The sequence below is a fragment of the Pseudomonas fluorescens genome (genome assembly GCF_040448305.1).
GTDB lineage: Bacteria > Pseudomonadota > Gammaproteobacteria > Pseudomonadales > Pseudomonadaceae > Aquipseudomonas > Aquipseudomonas fluorescens_BH.
In genome coordinates, this window is record NZ_CP148752.1 from 2,545,192 (window position 1) to 2,564,845 (window position 19,654).

Consider the following 19,654-nt stretch of genomic DNA (forward strand, 5'->3'; position numbering starts at 1 on the left):
TGATAAAAATAACAGGAGCCAGCATGGGCCAGACTCGTTTTGCCAGTGGGCGTCAATTGGATCTGATTTGCCTGGGGCGCCTAGGCGTCGACCTCTATGCGCAGCAAGTCGGGGCGCGGCTGGAGGATGTAAGCAGCTTTGCCAAGTACCTCGGCGGCTCGTCCGCCAACATCGCCTTCGGCACCGCGCGGTTGGGGCTGAAGTCGGCGATGCTGAGCCGGGTAGGGGACGACCATATGGGGCGCTTCCTCGTTGAGTCCCTGACCCGTGAAGGCTGCGATGTCAGTGGCATCAAGGTCGATCCGGAGCGCTTGACCGCCATGGTCCTGCTGGGGCTCAAGGACCGCGAAACCTTTCCTTTGGTCTTCTACCGCGAAAACTGCGCCGACATGGCACTGCGGGCCGAAGACATCAGCGAAGCCTTCATCTCTTCCAGTAAAGCCTTGCTGATCACCGGCACGCATTTCTCCACCGACGGTGTGTACAAGTCGAGCATCCTGGCCCTGGAATATGCACAGAAGCACAACGTCAAGCGGGTGCTGGACATCGACTACCGCCCGGTGCTCTGGGGGCTGGCCGGCAAGGCGGACGGTGAGACCCGTTTCGTCGCCGACCAGAACGTCAGCCAGCATGTGCAGAAAATCCTTCCGCGTTTCGACCTGATCGTCGGCACTGAAGAAGAGTTCCTGATTGCCGGTGGTGCCGAGGATTTGCTCACTGCGCTGCGCAATGTCCGGCGCCTGAGCGCTGCGACCCTGGTGGTCAAGCTCGGTCCGCAAGGCTGCACGGTGATTCATGGAGAGATCCCGACCCGTCTTGAAGACGGTGCGATTTATCCCGGCGTGCGTGTGGAAGTGCTTAACGTGCTGGGGGCCGGCGATGCCTTCATGTCGGGCTTCCTCAGCGGTTGGCTGGAGGACGCCAGCGATGAGCGCTGCTGCCAGTTGGCCAACGCCTGTGGCGGCCTGGTGGTGTCGCGCCATGCCTGCGCCCCGGCGATGCCGACCCGCGCCGAACTGGATTACCTGTTCAACAGCCCGGTGCCGATTACCCGCCCGGACCAGGACGCGGTGTTGCAGCGCCTGCATCAGGTCAGCGTGCCGCGCAAACAGTGGAAGCAACTGTTCATCTTTGCCTTCGACCATCGCGGGCAACTGGTGGAGCTGGCGCAAAAGGGCGGCCGTGACCTCAACGCCATCTGCGAACTCAAGCAACTTTTTATCCAGGCCGTGGAGCGGGTCGAAACCGATTTGCGCGAGCAAGGTACCGACGCCAATGTCGGGCTGCTGGCCGATCAACGTTTCGGCCAGGACTCACTGAATGCCGCCACCGGTCGCGGCTGGTGGGTGGCGCGGCCGGTGGAAGTCCAGGGTTCGCGGCCATTGGCCTTCGAACACGGTCGCTCTATCGGCAGCAACCTGATCGCCTGGCCGCAAGAGCAGATCATCAAGTGCCTGGTGCAATTTCATCCCGACGACGAACCGTTGCTGCGTCTGGAACAGGAAGCGCAGATCAAGGGTTTGTATCAGGCGTCCCAGGTCAGTGGTCATGAACTGCTGCTGGAAATCATCCCGCCCAAGGATCACCCCTCGGCTCACCCGGACGTGCTGTATCGCGCCCTCAAGCGCCTCTACAACCTGGGCATCTACCCGGCGTGGTGGAAGATCGAAGCGCAAAGCGCCGAGGAGTGGCAGCAACTCGACGAACTGATCCAGGAACGCGATCCGTACTGCCGAGGGGTGGTGCTGCTGGGCTTGAACGCCCCGGCATCAGCGTTGGCCGAAGGCTTTCAACAGGCCAGCCAGAGCCAGACCTGCCGCGGGTTCGCCGTGGGCCGGACGATTTTCCAGGAACCGAGCCGTGCGTGGTTGGCCGGGGAAATCGACGATGAGGCGCTGATTCAGCAGGTGCAAGGCACCTTTGTCGAATTGATCGATGCCTGGCGTGCGGCGCGGAGCTGAACATTTTCAATGTGTGAACACTGAACCTGTGGGAGCAAGCTCGCTCCCACAGGGTTCAGTGCCGTATTCAACGGTTAGGTACAACAATAAAAGGTGCAGCCATGCCCGCTATCCGAATTGGCATCAACCCGATCTCCTGGAGCAACGACGACCTGCCGTCCCTCGGTGGCGAGACGCCATTGAGCACCGCCCTCGGCGAAGGCAAGGAAATCGGTTACGAAGGTTTTGAACTCAACGGCAAATTCCCCAAGGACGCCAAAGGCGTCGGCGACGTGCTGCGGCCCTATGACCTGGCGTTGGTGTCCGGCTGGTATTCCAGCCGTCTGGCACGGCGTTCCGTGGCCGAGGAAATCGACGCCATCGGCAGTCATGTCGAGCTGCTGGCGAAGAACGGCGCCAAGGTGCTGGTCTATGGCGAGGTCGCGGACTCCATCCAGGGCCAGCGCATTCCTCTGGTCGAACGCCCGCGCTTGCACACCGAACAGGCCTGGCAGGAGTACGCCGACAAGCTCACCGAACTGGCGCGCTTCACCCTGTCCCAGGGCGTGCGCCTGGCCTATCACCACCACATGGGCGCCTACGTCGAATCCCCGGCGGACATCGACAAGTTGATGGCCCTGACCGGCAGCGAAGTCGGCCTGCTGTTCGATTCGGGCCATTGCTACATGGGCGGCGGCGAACCCTTGCAGGTGCTGCGCAAACACATCGAACGCATCTGCCACGTACATTTCAAGGACGTGCGCAAACCGGTGGTGCAGCTGGCGCGCAACAACCTGTGGAGCTTCCCGGACTGCATCATCAACGGCACCTTCACCGTGCCCGGCGATGGTGATATCGACTTCGGCTCATTGCTCGATGTGCTGCTGGCCGCCGATTACCACGGCTGGCTGGTGGTCGAAGCCGAGCAGGACCCGGCGGTGGCGCCAAGTTATGTCTACGCGAAAAAAGGCTACGACACCTTGCGTGCGTTGCTCGACGAGAGGATCGCGTCATGAGCCTGCTGGTCAAAAGCAACGCCCGCGGCCGCACCATGGTCGAGTTGGGCAACGGCGAGCTGGAATACGTCGGCTTCGCCGCCTACCGCTTGAGCCTGGGCGAAACACTGCCGGTCTCGGCGGGTGATAAAGAACTGTGCCTGGTGCTGCTCAGCGGCCGGGTCAGCATCAAGGGCGAAGCGCCGGGGCAGGGCGCGTTCGACTGGGACAACATTGGCGATCGGCAGTCGGTGTTCGAAGACAAGTCTCCGTTCGCCGCGTACTTGCCACTCGGCAGTCAAGCCCAGGTGGTCGCCCTGAGTGATGTGCAAATTGCCGTGTGTTCCGCGCCTGGCTTCACTACTGAAGCCAGTAGCGAAAAGATCGCAGCCTTCGGCAGCTCCTACAGCCCACGCCTGATCAAGCCCGACACGATGAAGCGCAGCGTGCGCGGCAAGGGCGCCAACACCCGCTACGTCTGCGACATCCTGCCGGACACCGAGCCCGCCCATTCACTGCTGGTGGTCGAAGTGCGCACACCGTCCGGACACTCCTCCAGCTACCCGCCACACAAGCACGACACCGACGACCTGCCGCACCAGAGCTTTCTCGAAGAAACCTATTACCACCAGATCAACCCGCCCCAGGGCTTCGTGTTCCAGCGGGTGTACACCGACGATCGCAGCATCGATCAGGCCATGGCCGTGGAAAACAGCGACCTGGTGGTCGTGCCCAAGGGTTATCACCCGGTCAGTGTGCCGTACGGCTACGAGTCGTATTACCTGAACGTGATGGCCGGCCCGAAACGCGTCTGGCAGTTCCATAACGATCCGCAGCACAGTTGGCTGCTTGATCTGTGAACTGAAAAGCCTGAATTCCAACGTCTGAATTCCACTATCTGCACGGAGAACAATAACGATGAGCGACGCCCAGGTAATCGGCCATTACATAGACGGTCAGGTGCAAGACACCGGCAGTGAGCGGTTCAGCAATGTCTTCAACCCGGCCACCGGCAGCGTGCAGGCACGGGTCGGGCTGGCCAGCGAGAAGACTGTGGACGAGGCAGTCGCATCGGCCCTCAAGGCCTTTCCAGCTTGGTCCGAGCAATCATCCCTGCGCCGTTCGAGGGTGATGTTCAAGTTCAAGGAATTGCTCGACCGCCATCACGATGAACTGGCAGAAATCATCAGCCGCGAACACGGCAAGGTGTTTTCCGACGCCAAGGGCGAAGTCACCCGTGGCATCGAAATCGTCGAATACGCCTGTGGTGCGCCGAACCTGTTGAAAACCGAATTCAGCGACAACATCGGCGGCGGCATCGACAACTGGAACCTGCGCCAGCCGCTGGGTGTTTGTGCCGGGGTTACGCCGTTCAACTTCCCGGTGATGGTGCCGCTGTGGATGATCCCGCTGGCGCTGGTTACCGGTAACTGCTTCATCCTCAAGCCGTCCGAACGTGATCCGTCCGCCAGTTTGCTGATGGCCCGTTTGCTCACCGAGGCCGGGTTGCCGGATGGTGTGTTCAACGTGGTCCAGGGCGACAAGGCCGCGGTCGATGCGCTGCTGCAACACCCGGACATCGAAGCGATTTCCTTTGTCGGCTCGACGCCGATTGCCGAGTACATCCATCAGCAAGCCACCTCCCGGGGCAAGCGCGTGCAGGCCCTGGGCGGGGCGAAGAACCACATGATCGTCATGCCCGATGCGGATCTGGATCAAGCGGCGGATGCCTTGATCGGCGCGGCGTACGGCTCGGCCGGTGAGCGCTGCATGGCGATCTCGATTGCCGTGGCGGTGGGTGATGTCGGCGACCGCTTGATCGCCAAGTTGCTGCCGCGCATCGATCAACTGAAGGTCGGCAACGGCATGCAGAGCGACAGCGACATGGGGCCGTTGGTGACGGCCGAGCACAAGGCCAAGGTCGAAGGCTTCATTGACCAGGGTGTGGCTCAAGGTGCGCAGCTGATTGTCGATGGTCGTCATTTCAAGGTGCCGGGCGCCGAGAACGGCTTCTTCGTTGGCGCGACGCTGTTCGACAAGGTCACGACCGAGATGAGCATTTACCAACAGGAAATCTTCGGTCCGGTGCTGGGCATCGTGCGTGTGCCGGACTTCGCCAGCGCGGTGGCGCTGATCAACGCCCACGAATTCGGCAACGGTGTGTCCTGCTTCACCAGCGACGGCGGCATTGCCCGAGCCTTCGCCCGCACCATCAAGGTCGGCATGGTCGGCATCAACGTGCCGATTCCGGTGCCCATGGCCTGGCACTCGTTCGGTGGCTGGAAACGCTCGCTGTTCGGCGACCACCATGCCTACGGTGAAGAAGGCATCCGCTTCTACAGTCGCTACAAAAGCGTGATGCAACGCTGGCCCGACAGCATCGCCAAGGGCCCTGAATTCAGCATGCCGACAGCCAAATAATTCACTTGTGTGGAGAACAACAATAATGAGCAAACCCCTGCGTTTCGCCCTGAACCGTATGGTCGCCCCACGTTTGTCCCTGCCCGCGTTCATCGAGTTGGCGGTGACCCTCAAGGCCGACGCCATCGAGATCCGCAATGACCTCAAAGGTGTCGAGATCGAAGACGGCACCTCACCCGAGTGCGTGCGTGAGCTGTGCGCGGCCAAAGGCATCACCGTGCTCTCGATCAACGCGCTGTATCCGTTTGATGTGTGGAACGACGAGCGCCGGGAGCAGGCCTCGAAACTCGCTGCCTATGCCCGGGACTGCGGCGCGCAAGGGCTGGTCATGTGCCCGTTGAACGACCGTGCCGACCCGCGTACCGAAGCCGAGCGCGCTTCAGGCCTGCGCACGGCGTTGAGTCAGCTGGCGCCGATCCTGCGCGATCACGGGATTCTCGGGTTCATCGAACCGCTGGGTTTCGAAGAGTGCTCGCTGCGCCGTAAACGCACGGCGGTGGACGCGATAAAGGCCATCGGCGGGCTGGATGTGTTCCGGCTGGTGCATGACACCTTTCACCATCACCTGGCCGGCGAGCAGGAGTTCTTCCCTGAGCTGACCGGGCTGGTGCACATCTCCGGGGTCGAGGATGCCGAGGCCCCGCTGGCAACCATTCGCGATGGTCACCGGGTGCTGGTGGGCGAGGGCGACATCCTCGGCAATGCGGCGCAGATCGACACCTTGCTCGCTAGCGGCTACAGCGGCTACCTGTCGTTCGAACCGTTCGCTGACAGCGTGCATGGGCTGGCGGATATCGAACGGGCGATCGGCGCGAGTATGGATCACTTGCAGAAATCCCTGGCCTGAGGCAGTTATCGAACTGATTGGAGAACCCTTGTGGGAGCGAGCTTGCTCCGGGCGGCGTTCCGACGATGGGGCCTGCACATTCAACATTGACGCTGGCTGCCAGTCCGCCATCGCGAGCAAGCTCGCTCCCACAATGATCAGTGTTCACAGCACATACCGGATTTAGCTTCAAAGGAAGGTGCAAGCATGACCACAACAAGACTGACCATGGCCCAGGCCCTGGTGAAATTCCTCGATAACCAGTACATCGAGGTCGATGGGGTCCAGAGTAAATTCGTCGCCGGGATCTTTACCATTTTCGGCCACGGCAACGTGCTGGGCCTGGGGCAGGCTCTGGAGCAGGACAGCGGCGACCTGGTCGTTCATCAGGGCCGCAACGAGCAAGGCATGGCCCATGCCGCCATCGGGTTCGCCAAGCAGCACCTGCGACGCAAGATCTACGCCTGCACTTCGTCTGTGGGGCCTGGCGCGGCGAACATGCTGACCGCTGCCGCCACGGCGACGGCCAACCGTATTCCCTTGCTGCTGTTGCCCGGCGATGTCTACGCCTGCCGCCAACCGGACCCGGTGTTGCAACAGATCGAGCAGTTCCACGACCTGAGCATCAGCACCAACGATGCATTCAAGGCTGTCAGTAAATACTGGGACCGCATCAACCGTCCCGAGCAACTTATGACGGCGGCGATCCACGCCATGCGAGTGCTCACCGACCCTGCGGAAACCGGCGCCGTGACCCTGGCCTTGCCACAAGACGTGCAGGCCGAGGCCTACGACTATCCCGATTATTTCCTGCAAAAACGCGTGCACCGCATCGAGCGTCGTCCGGCTACCGAAGCCATGCTCGGTGATGCACTGGCGTTATTCAAAGGCAAGCGCAAACCGTTGATCATTTGCGGTGGCGGGGTTCGTTATTCCGGTGCCAACGTCGCATTGCAGGCATTTGCCGAGCGCTTCGACATTCCTTTCGCCGAAACCCAGGCCGGCAAGAGCGCGGTGGTGTCCAGCCATCCGCTGAATGTCGGCGGGATCGGCGAAACCGGTTGCCTGGCAGCGAATTTGTTGGCCAGGGACGCTGATCTGATCATTGGCATTGGCACCCGTTACAGCGACTTCACCACCGCGTCGAAGTCCTTGTTTCAGCACCCGCAGGTGCAATTTCTCAACCTCAATATCAGCCCCAGCGATGCCCTGAAACTCGACGGCGTGCAATTGCTGGCGGACGCCAGAACCGGTTTGTCGGCGCTGGCCGAAGCGCTGGGTGATTATCGCTCGAGCTGGGGCGATCAACCCCGTCAGGCCAAGGCGCAACTGGATGAGGAAGTCGATCGCATCTATCAGGTGGAATACCAGGCCAAGGATTTCGTCCCGGAAATCAACGACCACATGGACCCGGCGGTGCTGCGCGAATTCATCGAGCTGACCGGCTCCTGCCTGACCCAGAGCCGCGTGCTCGGGGTGCTCAATGAAACCCTGGCGGACGACGCAGTGATCGTCGCCGCCGCCGGCAGCTTGCCTGGCGACTTGCAGCGCAGCTGGCGCAGCAAGGGCGTGAACACCTACCACGTCGAGTACGGCTATTCCTGCATGGGTTACGAGGTCAACGCTGCGTTGGGCGTGAAACTCGCCGAGCCGGATCGTGAGGTCTATGCGCTGGTGGGCGACGGCTCCTACATGATGCTGCACTCGGAGCTGGCGACCTCGATTCAGGAGCGGCGCAAGATCAACGTGGTGCTCCTGGACAACATGACCTTTGGCTGCATCAACAACCTGCAGATGGAACACGGCATGGACAGCTTCGGCACCGAGTTCCGCTTCCGCAACCCGCAAACCGGCAAGCTCGATGGCGGCTTTGTGCCGGTGGATTTCGCCATGAGCGCGGCGGCCTATGGCTGCAAGACTTACAAAGTGAACACCGTTGAAGAGCTGAAGGCTGCACTGGCGGATGCGCGCTTGCAGACGGTTTCGACGCTGATCGATATCAAGGTTTTGCCCAAGACCATGATTCACAAATACCTGTCGTGGTGGCGGGTCGGTGTGGCGCAGGTTTCCACCAGTGCCCGTACCGATGCGGTGGCCAAGACCCTGAACGAACGACTGGCCAAGGCCCGTCAATACTGATTGCCCTGAACGAACCCACAGGAGTGTTTATATGTCTTTGCTTTCTAATTCGTTGCGCATTGGCGTCATCGGCACCGGGGCCATCGGCCAGGACCACATCCGTCGTTGCAGCCAGACCTTGCTCAACAGCCAGGTCGTGGCGGTGACCGACATCAATTTGCAGCAAGCGGCCAAGGTCGTTGCCGATCTCAAGCTGACCGCCGAGGTCTATCCCGACGGTCATGCGCTGATCAAGGCGCCGGAAGTCGAGGCGATCCTCGTTACCTCCTGGGGTCCGAGCCACGAAGAGTTCGTGCTGGCAGCGATTGCCGCCGGTAAGCCGGTGTTCTGCGAGAAACCGCTGGCGGTCACTGCCGAAGGCTGCCGCAAGATCGTCGAGGCCGAAGTGGCTCACGGCAAGCGGCTGGTACAGGTCGGTTTCATGCGTCCGTACGACGAGGGGTATCGGGCGCTGAAATCAGTGATCGACAGCGGCCAGATCGGCGAGCCGTTGATGCTGCATTGCGCCCACCGCAACCCGACCGTGGGCGAGAACTACAAGACCGACATGGCGATCACCGACACCCTGATCCATGAGCTGGATGTGCTGCGCTGGTTGCTCGATGACGACTACGTGTCGGTGCAGGTGGTGTTCCCGCGCAAGACCAGCAAGGCCCACGCCCATTTGAAAGACCCGCAGATCGTGCTGCTGGAAACCGCCAAGGGCACGCGCATCGATGTGGAAGTGTTCGTCAACTGCCAGTACGGCTACGACATCCAGTGCGAAGTGGTGGGGGAGACCGGTATCGCCAAACTGCCGGAACCGTCCCAGGTGCAGTTGCGCAGTGGCGCGAAGCTGTCCAATGCGATTCTGATGGACTGGAAGGACCGGTTCATCGCCGCGTATGACGTCGAATTGCAGGCGTTCATCGATGCTGTGCGCGCCGGGCAGGTTGGCGGGCCTTCGGCGTGGGATGGTTTCGCAGCGGCGGTGGCGGCGGATGCGTGCATCGAGGCGCAGAACAGCGGGGCGATTGTCAAAGTCGGCCTGCCAGAGCGCCCACACTTCTACGGTTAACGATGATCCCCTGTGGGAGTGGTGAAGGAGAATAAAAATGCGCATCGCACTAGACCCCTACATGTACCGCAACCTGTCCCTGGGCAAGATGGTCGACAAGGTCGCCGAGCTCGGTTACGAACACATCGAGCTGTCGCCTCGGGAAGATTTCCTGCCGTTCTACAAAGCCCCACGGGTCGACAAGGCGCGGATCAAGGAATTTCGCAAAGCCCTGAGCGACACCGGGGTCAAACTCTCTTCTTTATTACCGATGTACCACTGGGCCGCTGCCGATGAAGGTTTGCGCGTGGCCGCGGTGCGCAACTGGAAGCGCGCGATCCAGATTGCCGTAGAGATGGACTGCGAACTGGTCAACACCGAGTTCACCGGCCAGTCGGACAACCCGCTGGTGTGCGAGAACCAGTTCATGCGCTCCATGGATGAGCTGATCCCGGTGTTCGAACGCGAAGGCATCAAGCTCGATATCCAGGCTCACCCGTATGATTTCTGCGAGCGCAATAACGAGTCGGTGGACATCATTCGTGGTCTGGACCGTGACTGGATCAACTACCTCTACGCTGCGCCGCACACGTTTTTCTATGACGATGGCGTCGGTGACATCGCCTCGATGCTCAAGTACGCCGGGTCGAAACTGACGCACCTGATCATCGCCGACACCTACAACCACAAGGCGTCTTCGGGCTTGCGCTACATCGTCAACCCGCCGGGCGTCACCGCCACCGTGCACCAGCATCTGGACATCGGCCAGGGCGAGGTCGATTGGGACGCGTTCTTCGGCACCTTGCGCGAGATCAAGTTCGATGGCATTGCCACCGTCTCGGTGTTCGCCTGGGAGGACCGGCCGGATGAGTCCAACCGGATGATGCTCGAGCGCGTCAAAAGCGAACTCTGCCGTTGAATACCTACGAAAATCCTGTGGGAGCGAGCTTGCTCCGGGCGGCGTTCCGACGATTGCGGTCTGACAGTCACATAGATGTTGAGTGTGCTGCCGTCATCGCGAGCAAGCTCGCTCCCACAGAGGTCGCGTTCTATAAGGAGAATACTTTCATGCGCATCGGACTTGTCGGATACGGCCATGGCGGCCGGTTTTTCCATGCTCCACTGATCAGCAGTTTGCCGGGTGCAACCTTCGTCGGTGTGGTTACTCGTTCAGCGGAGCGGCGCCAGTTGCTGGCGGCAGAACACCCCGGCGTGCCGGCCTTCGACAGCATCGGCCAACTGGTCGAAATCGGGGTCGATGTGCTGGTAGTGTCCACACCGCTCAAAGGTCGCCCGGCGCTGGTGCTCGACGCCATCGAACACAATGTGGCGGTGGTCAGCGACAAGCCGTTCGCCGCTGACGCGCAACAGGCGCAAACCCTGATCACCATGGCCGAGCGCCAGGGTGTGCAACTGAGCGTCTACCAGAACCGGCGCTGGGACTCGGACTTTCTCACCGTGCGCAAACTCATCGAGTCCGGTGCGCTGGGGCAGGTCACCCGTTTCGAATCGCGGATCGAACGCTATTCGCCACAGTCGGTGAACAACGGCAGTGGCGGTGGTTTCCTGCGTGATCTGGGCAGCCATCTGGTGGATCAGGCGTTGTTGCTGTTCGGTCCGGTGACACGGGTCTACGCCGAGCTGGATTATCTGGAGAAAGACCAGCCGTTCGATAACGGCTTCTTTATGTCCCTGACCCACGCTAGCGGTGTGACCTCGCACTTGGGCGGCAGTTGCCTGCAAAACACTCCCGGCCCGCGCTTTCGCGTGACCGGCACTCAAGGCTGTTACAGCGTCGATGGTCTCGACGGGCAGGAGGCGTCGGCGCTCGCCGGGCTGACACCGAAATCCGAAGGTGAACGCTGGGGCGTGGAAGAGCATCGCCGCTGGGGCTGGTTCGAACAGGGCGAAGTGCGCGAAAGAGTTCCCTCCGAGCGTGGTTGCTGGAATCAGTTCTATTTACAGCTGCAAGGCGCATTGCAGAGCGGTGGCCCACTGCCTGTGGAGGCCCGTGATGCACTGGCGACCACCCGCGTGCTAGACGCTGCGCGGCTGAGTTTCGAGCGCCATCAGGTGGTGCAATTGAGCGCCTTCGAGAGTCATGGAATAAAATCAGAATAAAATTCTAAAATTAGTTGATATGGAAAATATTTTCCAATAAAGTCATTTCCAGCGAGCTGCCTCGCACCCGGTTCCAACTCTTTTCCCGCTTGCCCGCTTACTGAAATCGTCACGCCTTATCCATAAAACCAACAAGAATGTGGAGAAAGACTTTTCATGAAGACCAAGATCCGTTTCGCCTCACTCGCCTTGTCCCTGATGTTCGCCAGCGGCGCTGCACTCGCTGACATGAAGATCGGCGTCAGCATGTCGCAGTTCGATGACACCTGGCTGACCTACCTGCGCGAATCCATGGACACAAAAGCCAAATCCTATCCCGATGGCGTCAAGCTGCAGTTCGAAGACGCGCGCAGCGACGTGGTCCGGCAGTTGAGCCAGGTAGAAAGCTTCATCAGTCAGAAGGTCGACGCCATTGTGGTCAACCCGGTGGATACCGCAGCGACCAAAAAAATCACCGAATCGGCGGTCAAGGCCGGCATTCCGCTGGTCTACGTCAACCGCCGTCCCGATGACCTTAACCTGCCCAAAGGCGTGGTCACTGTCGCCTCCAACGATCTGGAGGCCGGTCAGATGCAGATGCAATACCTGGCCGACAAAATGGGCGGCAAAGGCGACATCGTGATTCTGCTGGGCGACCTGGCGAACAACTCCACCACCAACCGTACCAAGGGCGTCAAAGAGGTGCTGGCCAAGTACCCGAACATCAAGATCGAGCAAGAGCAAACCGGCATCTGGTTGCGGGACAAGGGCATGACCCTGGTCAACGACTGGCTGACCCAGGGCCGCAAGTTCGACGCGGTCGTCTCCAACAACGACGAGATGGCCATTGGCGCCGCGATGGCCCTGCAACAGGCCGGAGTGGAAAAGGGCAGCATCCTGATCGCCGGTGTCGACGGTACGCCTGACGGTTTGAACGCAGTGAAGAAGGGCTCTCTGGTCGTCTCGGTGTTCCAGGACGCCAAGGGTCAGGCCGACGGTTCGATCGAGACGGCAGTGAAAATGGCCAAAAACGAGCCGGTCGAGCCGGCCGTGTGGGTGCCGTATCGCTTGATCACGCTACAAAACGTTGACCAGTTCAAATAGTCCGTCCGTTCAATAACAACAATAAACACGCAAGGTGGCAACCGCGACCTTGCTGATGGAGTACCTGATCATGTTCGCTTCAGCGACTGCTTCGAGCACCCCATTGATGGGTGTCCAGCCAACTGTAACGCCTGTCGATGAGCCGTACCTGTTGGAGATCGTCAACGTCAGCAAGGGTTTCCCCGGGGTGGTGGCCTTGTCCGACGTGCAGCTGCGGGTACGCCCCGGTTCCGTGCTGGCCCTGATGGGCGAAAACGGCGCGGGCAAATCCACCTTGATGAAAATCATCGCCGGCATCTACCAGCCGGACGCCGGCGAACTGCGCCTGCGGGGCAAACCGGTGATCTTCGAAACGCCCCTGGCGGCGCTGCAGGCCGGGATCGCGATGATCCACCAGGAACTCAACCTGATGCCGCACATGAGCATCGCCGAGAACATCTGGATCGGCCGTGAGCAGCTCAACGGTTTCCACATGATCGACCACCGGGAAATGCACCGCTGCACGGCGAAGCTGTTGGAGCGTCTGCGCATCAACCTTGATCCGGAGGAGCATGTCGGCAACCTCAGCATCGCCGAACGGCAGATGGTCGAGATCGCCAAAGCAGTGTCCTACGACTCCGACATCCTGATCATGGACGAACCGACTTCGGCCATCACCGACAAGGAAGTCGCCCACCTGTTTTCGATCATTGCCGACCTCAAGAGCCAGGGCAAAGGCATCATCTACATCACCCACAAAATGAATGAAGTGTTCAGCATCGCCGACGAAGTGGCAGTGTTCCGCGACGGTGCCTACATCGGCCTGCAACGGGCCGACAGCATGGATGGCGACAGCCTGATTTCGATGATGGTCGGGCGTGAACTGAGCCAGTTGTTCCCGGTACGCGAGACGCCGATTGGCGATCTGCTGCTGTCGGTGCGCGACCTCAAGCTCGATGGCATTTTCAAGGACGTGTCCTTCGATCTGCATGCGGGTGAGATTCTCGGCATTGCCGGGTTGATGGGCTCGGGGCGGACCAACGTCGCCGAGGCGATCTTTGGCATCACCCCGAGCGACGGTGGCGAGATTCGCCTCGACGGTGAAGTGGTGCGCATTACCGATCCGCACATGGCCATCGAGAAGGGCTTCGCCCTGTTGACCGAGGATCGCAAGCTCAGCGGCCTGTTCCCGTGCCTGTCGGTGCTGGAGAACATGGAAATGGCGGTGCTGCCGCACTACGCCGGCCACGGTTTCATCCAGCAAAAAGCCCTGCGCGCCCTGTGCGAAGACATGTGCAAGAAATTGCGGGTGAAAACCCCGTCGCTCGAGCAGTGCATCGACACGCTGTCCGGCGGTAATCAGCAGAAGGCCTTGCTGGCGCGCTGGCTGATGACCAACCCGCGAATCCTGATTCTCGACGAGCCGACCCGCGGCATCGATGTCGGCGCCAAGGCCGAGATCTACCGGCTTATCTCCTACCTCGCCAGCGAAGGCATGGCGGTGATCATGATTTCCTCTGAGCTGCCGGAAGTGCTCGGCATGAGCGACCGGGTCATGGTCATGCACGAGGGCGACCTGATGGGCACCCTCGATCGCAGCGAAGCGACTCAGGAACGAGTGATGCAACTGGCCTCGGGCATGTCCGCGGTTCACTAATGGATGCCGGCGCTGGCTCGGCCAGCGTCGACGACGCGATAGAAGGGTGAGTGGTTATGAACGCGATACTGGAAAACAAACCGGCAACGGCACCGGCCAAGAGTCGCCGGCGCTTTCCGACTGAACTGAGTATTTTCCTGGTGCTGATTGGCATCGGCCTGGTGTTCGAGGTATTCGGCTGGATCGTGCGCGACCAGAGCTTCCTGATGAACTCCCAACGCCTGGTACTGATGATCCTGCAAGTGTCGATCATCGGCCTGCTGGCCATCGGCGTGACCCAGGTGATCATCACCACCGGCATTGACCTGTCCTCAGGCTCGGTGCTGGCGTTGTCGGCGATGATTGCCGCCAGCCTGGCGCAGACCTCGGATTTCGCCCGTGCGGTATTCCCGTCGCTGACTGACTTGCCGGTGTGGATTCCAGTGATTGTCGGGCTCGGCGTCGGGCTGCTGGCGGGGGCAATCAACGGCAGCATCATTGCCATTACCGGGATTCCACCGTTCATTGCCACCTTGGGCATGATGGTCTCGGCCCGTGGCCTGGCGCGTTACTACACCGAAGGCCAGCCGGTGAGCATGCTATCGGACTCCTACACGGCCATCGGTCACGGCGCGATGCCGGTGATCATTTTTCTGGTGGTGGCGGTGATCTTCCATATCGCGCTGCGCTACACCAAGTACGGTAAATACACCTACGCCATCGGCGGCAACATGCAGGCGGCGCGTACGTCCGGGATCAACGTCAAACGCCATCTGGTCATCGTCTACAGCATCGCCGGGTTGCTGGCGGGGCTGGCGGGCGTGGTGGCTTCGGCCCGTGCCGCCACCGGCCAGGCCGGGATGGGCATGTCCTATGAACTGGATGCGATTGCCGCAGCGGTCATCGGTGGTACCAGTTTGGCGGGCGGAGTCGGGCGCATCACCGGCACGGTCATCGGTGCGCTGATCCTTGGGGTGATGGCCAGCGGATTCACTTTCGTCGGGGTCGATGCCTACATCCAGGACATCATCAAAGGCTTGATCATCGTGGTCGCGGTGGTCATCGACCAGTACCGCAACAAGCGCAAACTCAAACGCTGAATTTGACTGCAAAAACAGCGAGGGCCAGTTCTGGCTCTCGCTTCGCAATACCCCCTCATGGTTGTCTCGCTGAAAATGAATCAGTCCGACATCTGCTCGGTGAGCAGAACGACCGCGATGATGATCATGGCCGCTCCGGAGAATCGACTGACCCACTGAGCGGCGGCTGGACGTGCCTGGAGAACGGCCTGTGAGCCAAATCCCACCAGCAGATAGATAACGCCACAACTGACGGTGTGGACGAGCCCCAGCGCAATCATCTGCATTGGGACAGACCAGGTAGCGGTTGCGTCGGTGAATTGTGGCAATAGCGCCAGGAACAGCAGGAACACTTTCGGATTCAGCCCGCTGACGCAAAGCCCCTTGAGCGCCCAGCGCTTCCAGGAGCCCGACACCTGGATGTCGTCAGCATGGGGTGTGGAGGGACGGGCAAGCATGTTGATACCTAACCAGAACAGATAAGCCGCCCCGGCAACCGTAAGCGCCGTCAAGACAACAGGGTGGTTGGCGACCAGCGCGCCAACACCGGCGGCAACAATCACGGTTGCAATCAAATGACCGGACAAAAGCCCACCCACAGCGGGCAGGACGACCCGGCCCTTCAAACCCGCCGAAATCGCGTACGCCCAATCTGCACCGGGCGTGATGATGAACAGAATCGACACCGCCCAGAAAGCAACAAAAATACTGAAGGTCATGGCGCCAGGCACTCCCGTTGATGACACACCGCTCTCTGCATCGTCCCGCTCCGCGAATCACAGGCCGCCTCATCTTTGGTCAAGGGAGTGCGGCGTTAATGGTGAGAGGAAGAATAATGAAATGTTGTTAGAATTAAATTTCAAAAGTAATCGTTCATGTGTGCTGGAAGGGGAGATTTTTCTAAATGGACAGGATTGATCGAAAGATTCTTTCTGAGCTGCAAAAGGATGGTCGCCTTTCGGTCACAGAACTCGCTGAGCGAGTGGGACTGAGCCTTTCCCCTTGTCATCGGCGAGTACGGGCACTGGAAGAGTCAGGTGTGTTGCTCGGCTACAGAGCACAGTTGGACCCAGGCGCACTCGGCCTGAATTTTTCAGCGATGGTGTTTGCCACGCTTCGTGAGGGCGACAGGCAAGCTGTCGAGGCTTTCGAGACGGCGCTCGTCGAGATCCCGCAAGTGGTCGATGCCCAGAGGTTATTCGGGGAGCCGGACTACCTGCTGCACGTCATCACTCAGGATTTGCCAGCCTTCCAGCAGCTATACGATGAGAGCCTTTCGACCTTGCCCAACGTACAGCGGTTGACCTCGACCCTCGTTATGAAACGGGTCGTTCAGGATAGGCCGCTTCCTTTGTGATGGCGTGGCAAGGCCTGCGGTTTGGTCTTTCGATTTCGCACAACGCTGTTCGCTCAACGAAAAACGCCGCTGATTCCAGACCGGGACAGCGGCGTCAACGGTTAGTGTCGGGCGCTATTTGTAATGTTTCTCATAGACGGCAACCTGTTCCGGCGTGATCAGTTGGAAAGGCACCCAGACATCCGTCTCGACCGGCTCACCCTTGATCATTTTGATGGCCGCTTGCAGCGCAGTGGCCGCCTGGGCCTTGGGGTCTTGAAAGACCGAGGCCACCAGCATCCCGCGCTTGATCGCCGCGAGGCCGTCGGGCAGGCCGTCGATGCCGACAATCGCAATCTCGCCCTTGGTTTTGCCGGCCTGCTGCAGTGCCATGGCGGCGCCGATGGCCATCTCGTCATTGTTGGCGACGATGGCATCAAAACTCGTGCCGGCCAGCAGCCAGTTGCTGGTCAGGTCCATGCCTTTATTGCGCTGCCATTCGGCGCTTTGCTGTTCGACAATCTTGATCCCGGGATAGTCCTTGAGCACCTGTTTGACGCCTTCGGTGCGGTCGTGCGTAGAGTTTTGCGCGAGGTCGCCCATGATGATCGCGAGGGTGCCGTTGCCCCCCAGTTTTTCGGCCAGGTAGCGCATTTGCAGTTGCCCGGCCTCAATGTCGTTCGACGCTACGGTGACAACGCCTTTGGGCAAGACGCGTTCGTCCGGGTGACGGTTGACGTAGACCAGTGGCGTCTGCGCTTCGACGGCGGCGCGGGTCATGTTGGCGGTGGCAGCGGTGTCCACGGGCAAGACGATAACCGCATCGACTTTCTGGTTGAGAAAGCCCTGGACCTGATTGAGCTGGCGAACCACATCGCCTTGGGCGTCCTCGAACTGGATCTGGACGTTGTCCTTTTTGGCGGCTTCCTCCAGGCCGCTGCGCACATAGGTCATGAAGTTGTCGTCGACCCTGGCAATGCTGACACCGATGCGATAGCTGGCGGCGGCCCATTGGCTGAAGACGAGTAGCAGCGTGGCAAAAAGTAGTGTGCAGCGACGCATGATGGTTTTCCTTTTGTTGTTATAAGTCGACATTCATCAAGATCAGGGGGGCAGGGTTGCTGGCGCGCGTGGAATCTACATCCGGGCGCGCCGCAGGCTCCTCAATCCAGTGTGAACGCTTGCCGGAAACGTTCGAGTGCCGCTTCGCTGTCGCCGCTGGCCCAGCCCTCAAGCCCGACGACACCGGTGTATCCCATACCGAACAAGGCTTTGGCAATGGCCGGGTAATGGATTTCGCCGGTGCCCGGTTCCATGCGCCCAGGGACGTCAGCGACCTGGATTTCACCGATGGCGCTGCCAGCACGCTGGATCAGTTCGATCAGGTTCCCTTCGCCAATCTGCGCATGGTAAAGGTCCAGGTTCATCTTCAGGTGAGGGCTGCCCACGGCCTCGATCAGCGCCAGGGTATCGTCGGCGCGAGCGAACGGCGTGCCGGGGTGGTCCACTTCGGTATTGAGGTTCTCCAGCAGGAACACCCGGCCGGCGTCTTCGCCCAGGCGAGCGATTTTCTCCAGGGTCTTGCAGGCGCTCAACCACATGCGTCCGGTGGTGTGAGCCACGGGTTTGACTGGCAAACCTTGATCGCCCAGACCCGTGCCATGCAAGTTGAGGCTCGGGCAATTCAATTGGGCGGCAACGGCCAGCGATTCCCGTGCGCTGTCGAGCAGGTGCCGGATATCCTCGGGGTCGGTCAAATTGCCCGAGATGTAGCCGGTCATGGAGGTGAAGTCAGCGCCGGTGGCGACCAGGGCCGGAATGTCTTTGGTCGTCCAGCTCCAGATTTCGGCGCTGAAGCCCAGTGCATGAATGCGTTTGACCCGTTCGGTGAACGGCAGGTCGAGGAACACCATTTCGGCGCTGATCGCCAGTTTGAACGGAGTGAAGCTCATGGACGGCCTCCTTGCACACGCACCACTTTGCCCTGCTGGAAGGACTCGATACAGGCGCGGGCAATGGCCAGTGCGGCCTTCGCATCTTCGCCGCTCGCCAGTGGTTTCTCGCCGCTGCGCAGGCAGTCGACAAAGTGGTTGAGCTCTGCCACATAGGCATCACGCAACAGGTCGGTGTCCAAACGCTGGGTGTCGGCCTGGATGCCATTGGCCAGGTAGCGAACCAGGTCAGAGTCATTGATGCTGCCCATGCTCAGCATGCCGGCGCTGCCGAACACTTCGCCCCGAACGTCGTAGCCATACACCGCCTGGAAATTCGCCTCGGCGGTGGCGATGGCGCCGTTGTCGAAACGGATCGTGACTACGGCGGTGTCGAGCAAACCCTTGTCCTTGAAGTCCGGAGCGATCAGGGCATCGGCCATGACAAACACCTCAACCGCTTCGGCGCCGGGATTGAGGTAGCGCAGGGTATCGAAGTCATGGATCAGGGTTTCGAGGAAAATCACCCACTGCGGCGAGGCGGCGGGATTGTTCAGGGCCGGATCGCGTGTCAGCGAGCGCAGCAGTTGCGGCGTACCGATACGTCCGGCGACCACGTCCAGGTGAGCCGTCCGGAAGCTTTTGGCAAAGCGGCGGTTGAAGCCGACCTGCAGCGTCACTCGCGCATCGGCAGCCGCAGCGATGGCGCGGTCGGCTTCGTCCAGGGTAATGGCCATGGGTTTTTCACAAAACACCCCTTTGCCGGCCCGTGCCGCACTAATCACCAATTCGGCATGGCTGCGGGCCGGGGCGGCGATCAACACGCCGTCGATTTCCGGGTCATCGAGCAATTGTTGTGGATCGGTGTAGACCCGCTGTACACCCAACTCTGCGGCGAGGCGCGCGGCCTGGCCGGGTGTCGGGTCGGCGATGGCGGCCAGGCAGGCACCGGGAATGTGCCGGGCCGCGGTCTGACCGTGGAAGCTGCCCATGCGGCCGGCGCCGATGAGACCCAGGCGGATGACTTTGGATGCACTCATGAAATGACTCCCTTTTATTGTTGTTCAACGACTCGACAGCAGGAATGTCCTCGCTGGTACAAAGCAGGGAGCAAGCGCCATGCCAATTTTTA

At 60.5% G+C, this 19,654-nt stretch carries 17 protein-coding genes; 13 read left to right on the forward strand and 4 right to left on the reverse strand.

What is annotated here, in order from left to right:
* Nucleotides 1-23: 23 nt before the first annotated feature.
* The 12 genes from iolC to WHX55_RS11645 all read left to right on the forward strand — a co-directional run bounded on the left by iolC (nucleotide 24) and on the right by WHX55_RS11645 (nucleotide 15,276).
* Nucleotides 24-1,961 (forward strand): 5-dehydro-2-deoxygluconokinase, encoded by a 1,938-nt coding sequence (gene iolC, locus WHX55_RS11590; protein ID WP_353742642.1) that lies wholly within the window; start codon nucleotides 24-26, stop codon nucleotides 1,959-1,961.
* Between the two features lie 101 nt (nucleotides 1,962-2,062).
* A complete protein-coding gene (gene iolE, locus WHX55_RS11595; protein ID WP_150727274.1) occupies nucleotides 2,063-2,956 on the forward strand; it encodes a myo-inosose-2 dehydratase in 894 nt (297 codons plus the stop codon).
* On the forward strand, nucleotides 2,953-3,795 hold the full coding sequence (gene iolB, locus WHX55_RS11600; RefSeq protein WP_150752341.1) for a 5-deoxy-glucuronate isomerase: 843 nt from the start codon (nucleotides 2,953-2,955) through the stop codon (nucleotides 3,793-3,795). The genes iolE and iolB overlap by 4 nt, the downstream gene beginning before the upstream one ends.
* A 58-nt stretch (nucleotides 3,796-3,853) precedes the next feature.
* On the forward strand, nucleotides 3,854-5,356 hold the full coding sequence (locus WHX55_RS11605) for a CoA-acylating methylmalonate-semialdehyde dehydrogenase (protein WP_353742643.1): 1,503 nt from the start codon (nucleotides 3,854-3,856) through the stop codon (nucleotides 5,354-5,356).
* A 25-nt stretch (nucleotides 5,357-5,381) separates the two neighbouring features.
* Nucleotides 5,382-6,203 (forward strand): TIM barrel protein, encoded by an 822-nt coding sequence (locus WHX55_RS11610; protein ID WP_353742644.1) that lies wholly within the window; start codon nucleotides 5,382-5,384, stop codon nucleotides 6,201-6,203.
* A 186-nt stretch (nucleotides 6,204-6,389) separates the two neighbouring features.
* Nucleotides 6,390-8,321, forward strand: a complete 1,932-nt coding sequence (iolD, locus tag WHX55_RS11615; protein ID WP_353742645.1) for a 3D-(3,5/4)-trihydroxycyclohexane-1,2-dione acylhydrolase (decyclizing) — start codon at nucleotides 6,390-6,392, stop codon at nucleotides 8,319-8,321.
* Nucleotides 8,322-8,352: 31 nt separating this feature from the next.
* A complete protein-coding gene (locus WHX55_RS11620; RefSeq protein ID WP_353742646.1) occupies nucleotides 8,353-9,378 on the forward strand; it encodes a Gfo/Idh/MocA family oxidoreductase in 1,026 nt (341 codons plus the stop codon).
* 37 nt (nucleotides 9,379-9,415) lie between these two features.
* The gene (locus tag WHX55_RS11625) at nucleotides 9,416-10,276 is read left to right on the forward strand and encodes a sugar phosphate isomerase/epimerase (protein ID WP_353742647.1); all 861 of its coding nucleotides are present in this window, start codon (nucleotides 9,416-9,418) and stop codon (nucleotides 10,274-10,276) included.
* Nucleotides 10,277-10,425: 149 nt separating this feature from the next.
* Nucleotides 10,426-11,478 carry a Gfo/Idh/MocA family oxidoreductase gene (locus WHX55_RS11630; protein ID WP_353742648.1) on the forward strand — a complete coding sequence of 351 codons (1,053 nt, stop codon included), beginning with the start codon at nucleotides 10,426-10,428 and terminating at the stop codon, nucleotides 11,476-11,478.
* A 156-nt stretch (nucleotides 11,479-11,634) separates the two neighbouring features.
* The gene (locus tag WHX55_RS11635; RefSeq protein WP_007994285.1) at nucleotides 11,635-12,561 is read left to right on the forward strand and encodes a sugar ABC transporter substrate-binding protein; all 927 of its coding nucleotides are present in this window, start codon (nucleotides 11,635-11,637) and stop codon (nucleotides 12,559-12,561) included.
* Nucleotides 12,562-12,631: 70 nt separating this feature from the next.
* A complete protein-coding gene (locus tag WHX55_RS11640; protein WP_353742649.1) occupies nucleotides 12,632-14,197 on the forward strand; it encodes a sugar ABC transporter ATP-binding protein in 1,566 nt (521 codons plus the stop codon).
* 56 nt (nucleotides 14,198-14,253) lie between these two features.
* Entirely contained in the window at nucleotides 14,254-15,276 is a 1,023-nt protein-coding gene (locus tag WHX55_RS11645; protein ID WP_151213026.1) for an ABC transporter permease, read from the forward strand.
* 80 nt (nucleotides 15,277-15,356) lie between these two features.
* Here the strand turns inward: WHX55_RS11645 and WHX55_RS11650 are convergent, their stop codons facing one another.
* Nucleotides 15,357-15,974, reverse strand: coding sequence for a LysE family translocator (locus WHX55_RS11650; RefSeq protein WP_150727283.1), 618 nt, complete (start codon nucleotides 15,972-15,974; stop codon nucleotides 15,357-15,359).
* 185 nt (nucleotides 15,975-16,159) lie between these two features.
* Between WHX55_RS11650 and WHX55_RS11655 the strand changes: the two genes are divergently transcribed.
* On the forward strand, nucleotides 16,160-16,612 hold the full coding sequence (locus tag WHX55_RS11655; RefSeq protein WP_151213024.1) for an Lrp/AsnC family transcriptional regulator: 453 nt from the start codon (nucleotides 16,160-16,162) through the stop codon (nucleotides 16,610-16,612).
* Between the two features lie 114 nt (nucleotides 16,613-16,726).
* Here WHX55_RS11655 and WHX55_RS11660 read toward each other — a convergent pair whose 3' ends face one another.
* The 3 genes from WHX55_RS11660 to WHX55_RS11670 all read right to left on the reverse strand — a co-directional run bounded on the left by WHX55_RS11660 (nucleotide 16,727) and on the right by WHX55_RS11670 (nucleotide 19,562).
* On the reverse strand, nucleotides 16,727-17,653 hold the full coding sequence (locus WHX55_RS11660; protein WP_223533714.1) for a sugar ABC transporter substrate-binding protein: 927 nt from the start codon (nucleotides 17,651-17,653) through the stop codon (nucleotides 16,727-16,729).
* A 101-nt stretch (nucleotides 17,654-17,754) separates the two neighbouring features.
* Nucleotides 17,755-18,543, reverse strand: coding sequence for a TIM barrel protein (locus WHX55_RS11665; RefSeq protein WP_150752331.1), 789 nt, complete (start codon nucleotides 18,541-18,543; stop codon nucleotides 17,755-17,757).
* Nucleotides 18,540-19,562 (reverse strand): Gfo/Idh/MocA family oxidoreductase, encoded by a 1,023-nt coding sequence (locus WHX55_RS11670; RefSeq protein ID WP_353742650.1) that lies wholly within the window; start codon nucleotides 19,560-19,562, stop codon nucleotides 18,540-18,542. Before WHX55_RS11670 ends, WHX55_RS11665 begins: the two co-directional genes overlap by 4 nt.
* Nucleotides 19,563-19,654 lie beyond the last annotated feature (92 nt).

Bases quoted from the DNA above. Each gene is read 5' to 3' on its own strand.
- iolC (WP_353742642.1), top strand. From the start codon at position 24: ATGGGCCAGACTCGTTTTGCCAGTGGGCGTCAATTGGATCTGATTTGC.
- iolE (WP_150727274.1), top strand. From the start codon at position 2,063: ATGCCCGCTATCCGAATTGGCATCAACCCGATCTCCTGGAGCAACGAC.
- iolB (WP_150752341.1), top strand. From the start codon at position 2,953: ATGAGCCTGCTGGTCAAAAGCAACGCCCGCGGCCGCACCATGGTCGAG.
- WHX55_RS11605 (WP_353742643.1), top strand. From the start codon at position 3,854: ATGAGCGACGCCCAGGTAATCGGCCATTACATAGACGGTCAGGTGCAA.
- WHX55_RS11610 (WP_353742644.1), top strand. From the start codon at position 5,382: ATGAGCAAACCCCTGCGTTTCGCCCTGAACCGTATGGTCGCCCCACGT.
- iolD (WP_353742645.1), top strand. From the start codon at position 6,390: ATGACCACAACAAGACTGACCATGGCCCAGGCCCTGGTGAAATTCCTC.
- WHX55_RS11620 (WP_353742646.1), top strand. From the start codon at position 8,353: ATGTCTTTGCTTTCTAATTCGTTGCGCATTGGCGTCATCGGCACCGGG.
- WHX55_RS11625 (WP_353742647.1), top strand. From the start codon at position 9,416: ATGCGCATCGCACTAGACCCCTACATGTACCGCAACCTGTCCCTGGGC.
- WHX55_RS11630 (WP_353742648.1), top strand. From the start codon at position 10,426: ATGCGCATCGGACTTGTCGGATACGGCCATGGCGGCCGGTTTTTCCAT.
- WHX55_RS11635 (WP_007994285.1), top strand. From the start codon at position 11,635: ATGAAGACCAAGATCCGTTTCGCCTCACTCGCCTTGTCCCTGATGTTC.
- WHX55_RS11640 (WP_353742649.1), top strand. From the start codon at position 12,632: ATGTTCGCTTCAGCGACTGCTTCGAGCACCCCATTGATGGGTGTCCAG.
- WHX55_RS11645 (WP_151213026.1), top strand. From the start codon at position 14,254: ATGAACGCGATACTGGAAAACAAACCGGCAACGGCACCGGCCAAGAGT.
- WHX55_RS11650 (WP_150727283.1), bottom strand. From the start codon at position 15,974: ATGACCTTCAGTATTTTTGTTGCTTTCTGGGCGGTGTCGATTCTGTTC.
- WHX55_RS11655 (WP_151213024.1), top strand. From the start codon at position 16,160: ATGGACAGGATTGATCGAAAGATTCTTTCTGAGCTGCAAAAGGATGGT.
- WHX55_RS11660 (WP_223533714.1), bottom strand. From the start codon at position 17,653: ATGCGTCGCTGCACACTACTTTTTGCCACGCTGCTACTCGTCTTCAGC.
- WHX55_RS11665 (WP_150752331.1), bottom strand. From the start codon at position 18,543: ATGAGCTTCACTCCGTTCAAACTGGCGATCAGCGCCGAAATGGTGTTC.
- WHX55_RS11670 (WP_353742650.1), bottom strand. From the start codon at position 19,562: ATGAGTGCATCCAAAGTCATCCGCCTGGGTCTCATCGGCGCCGGCCGC.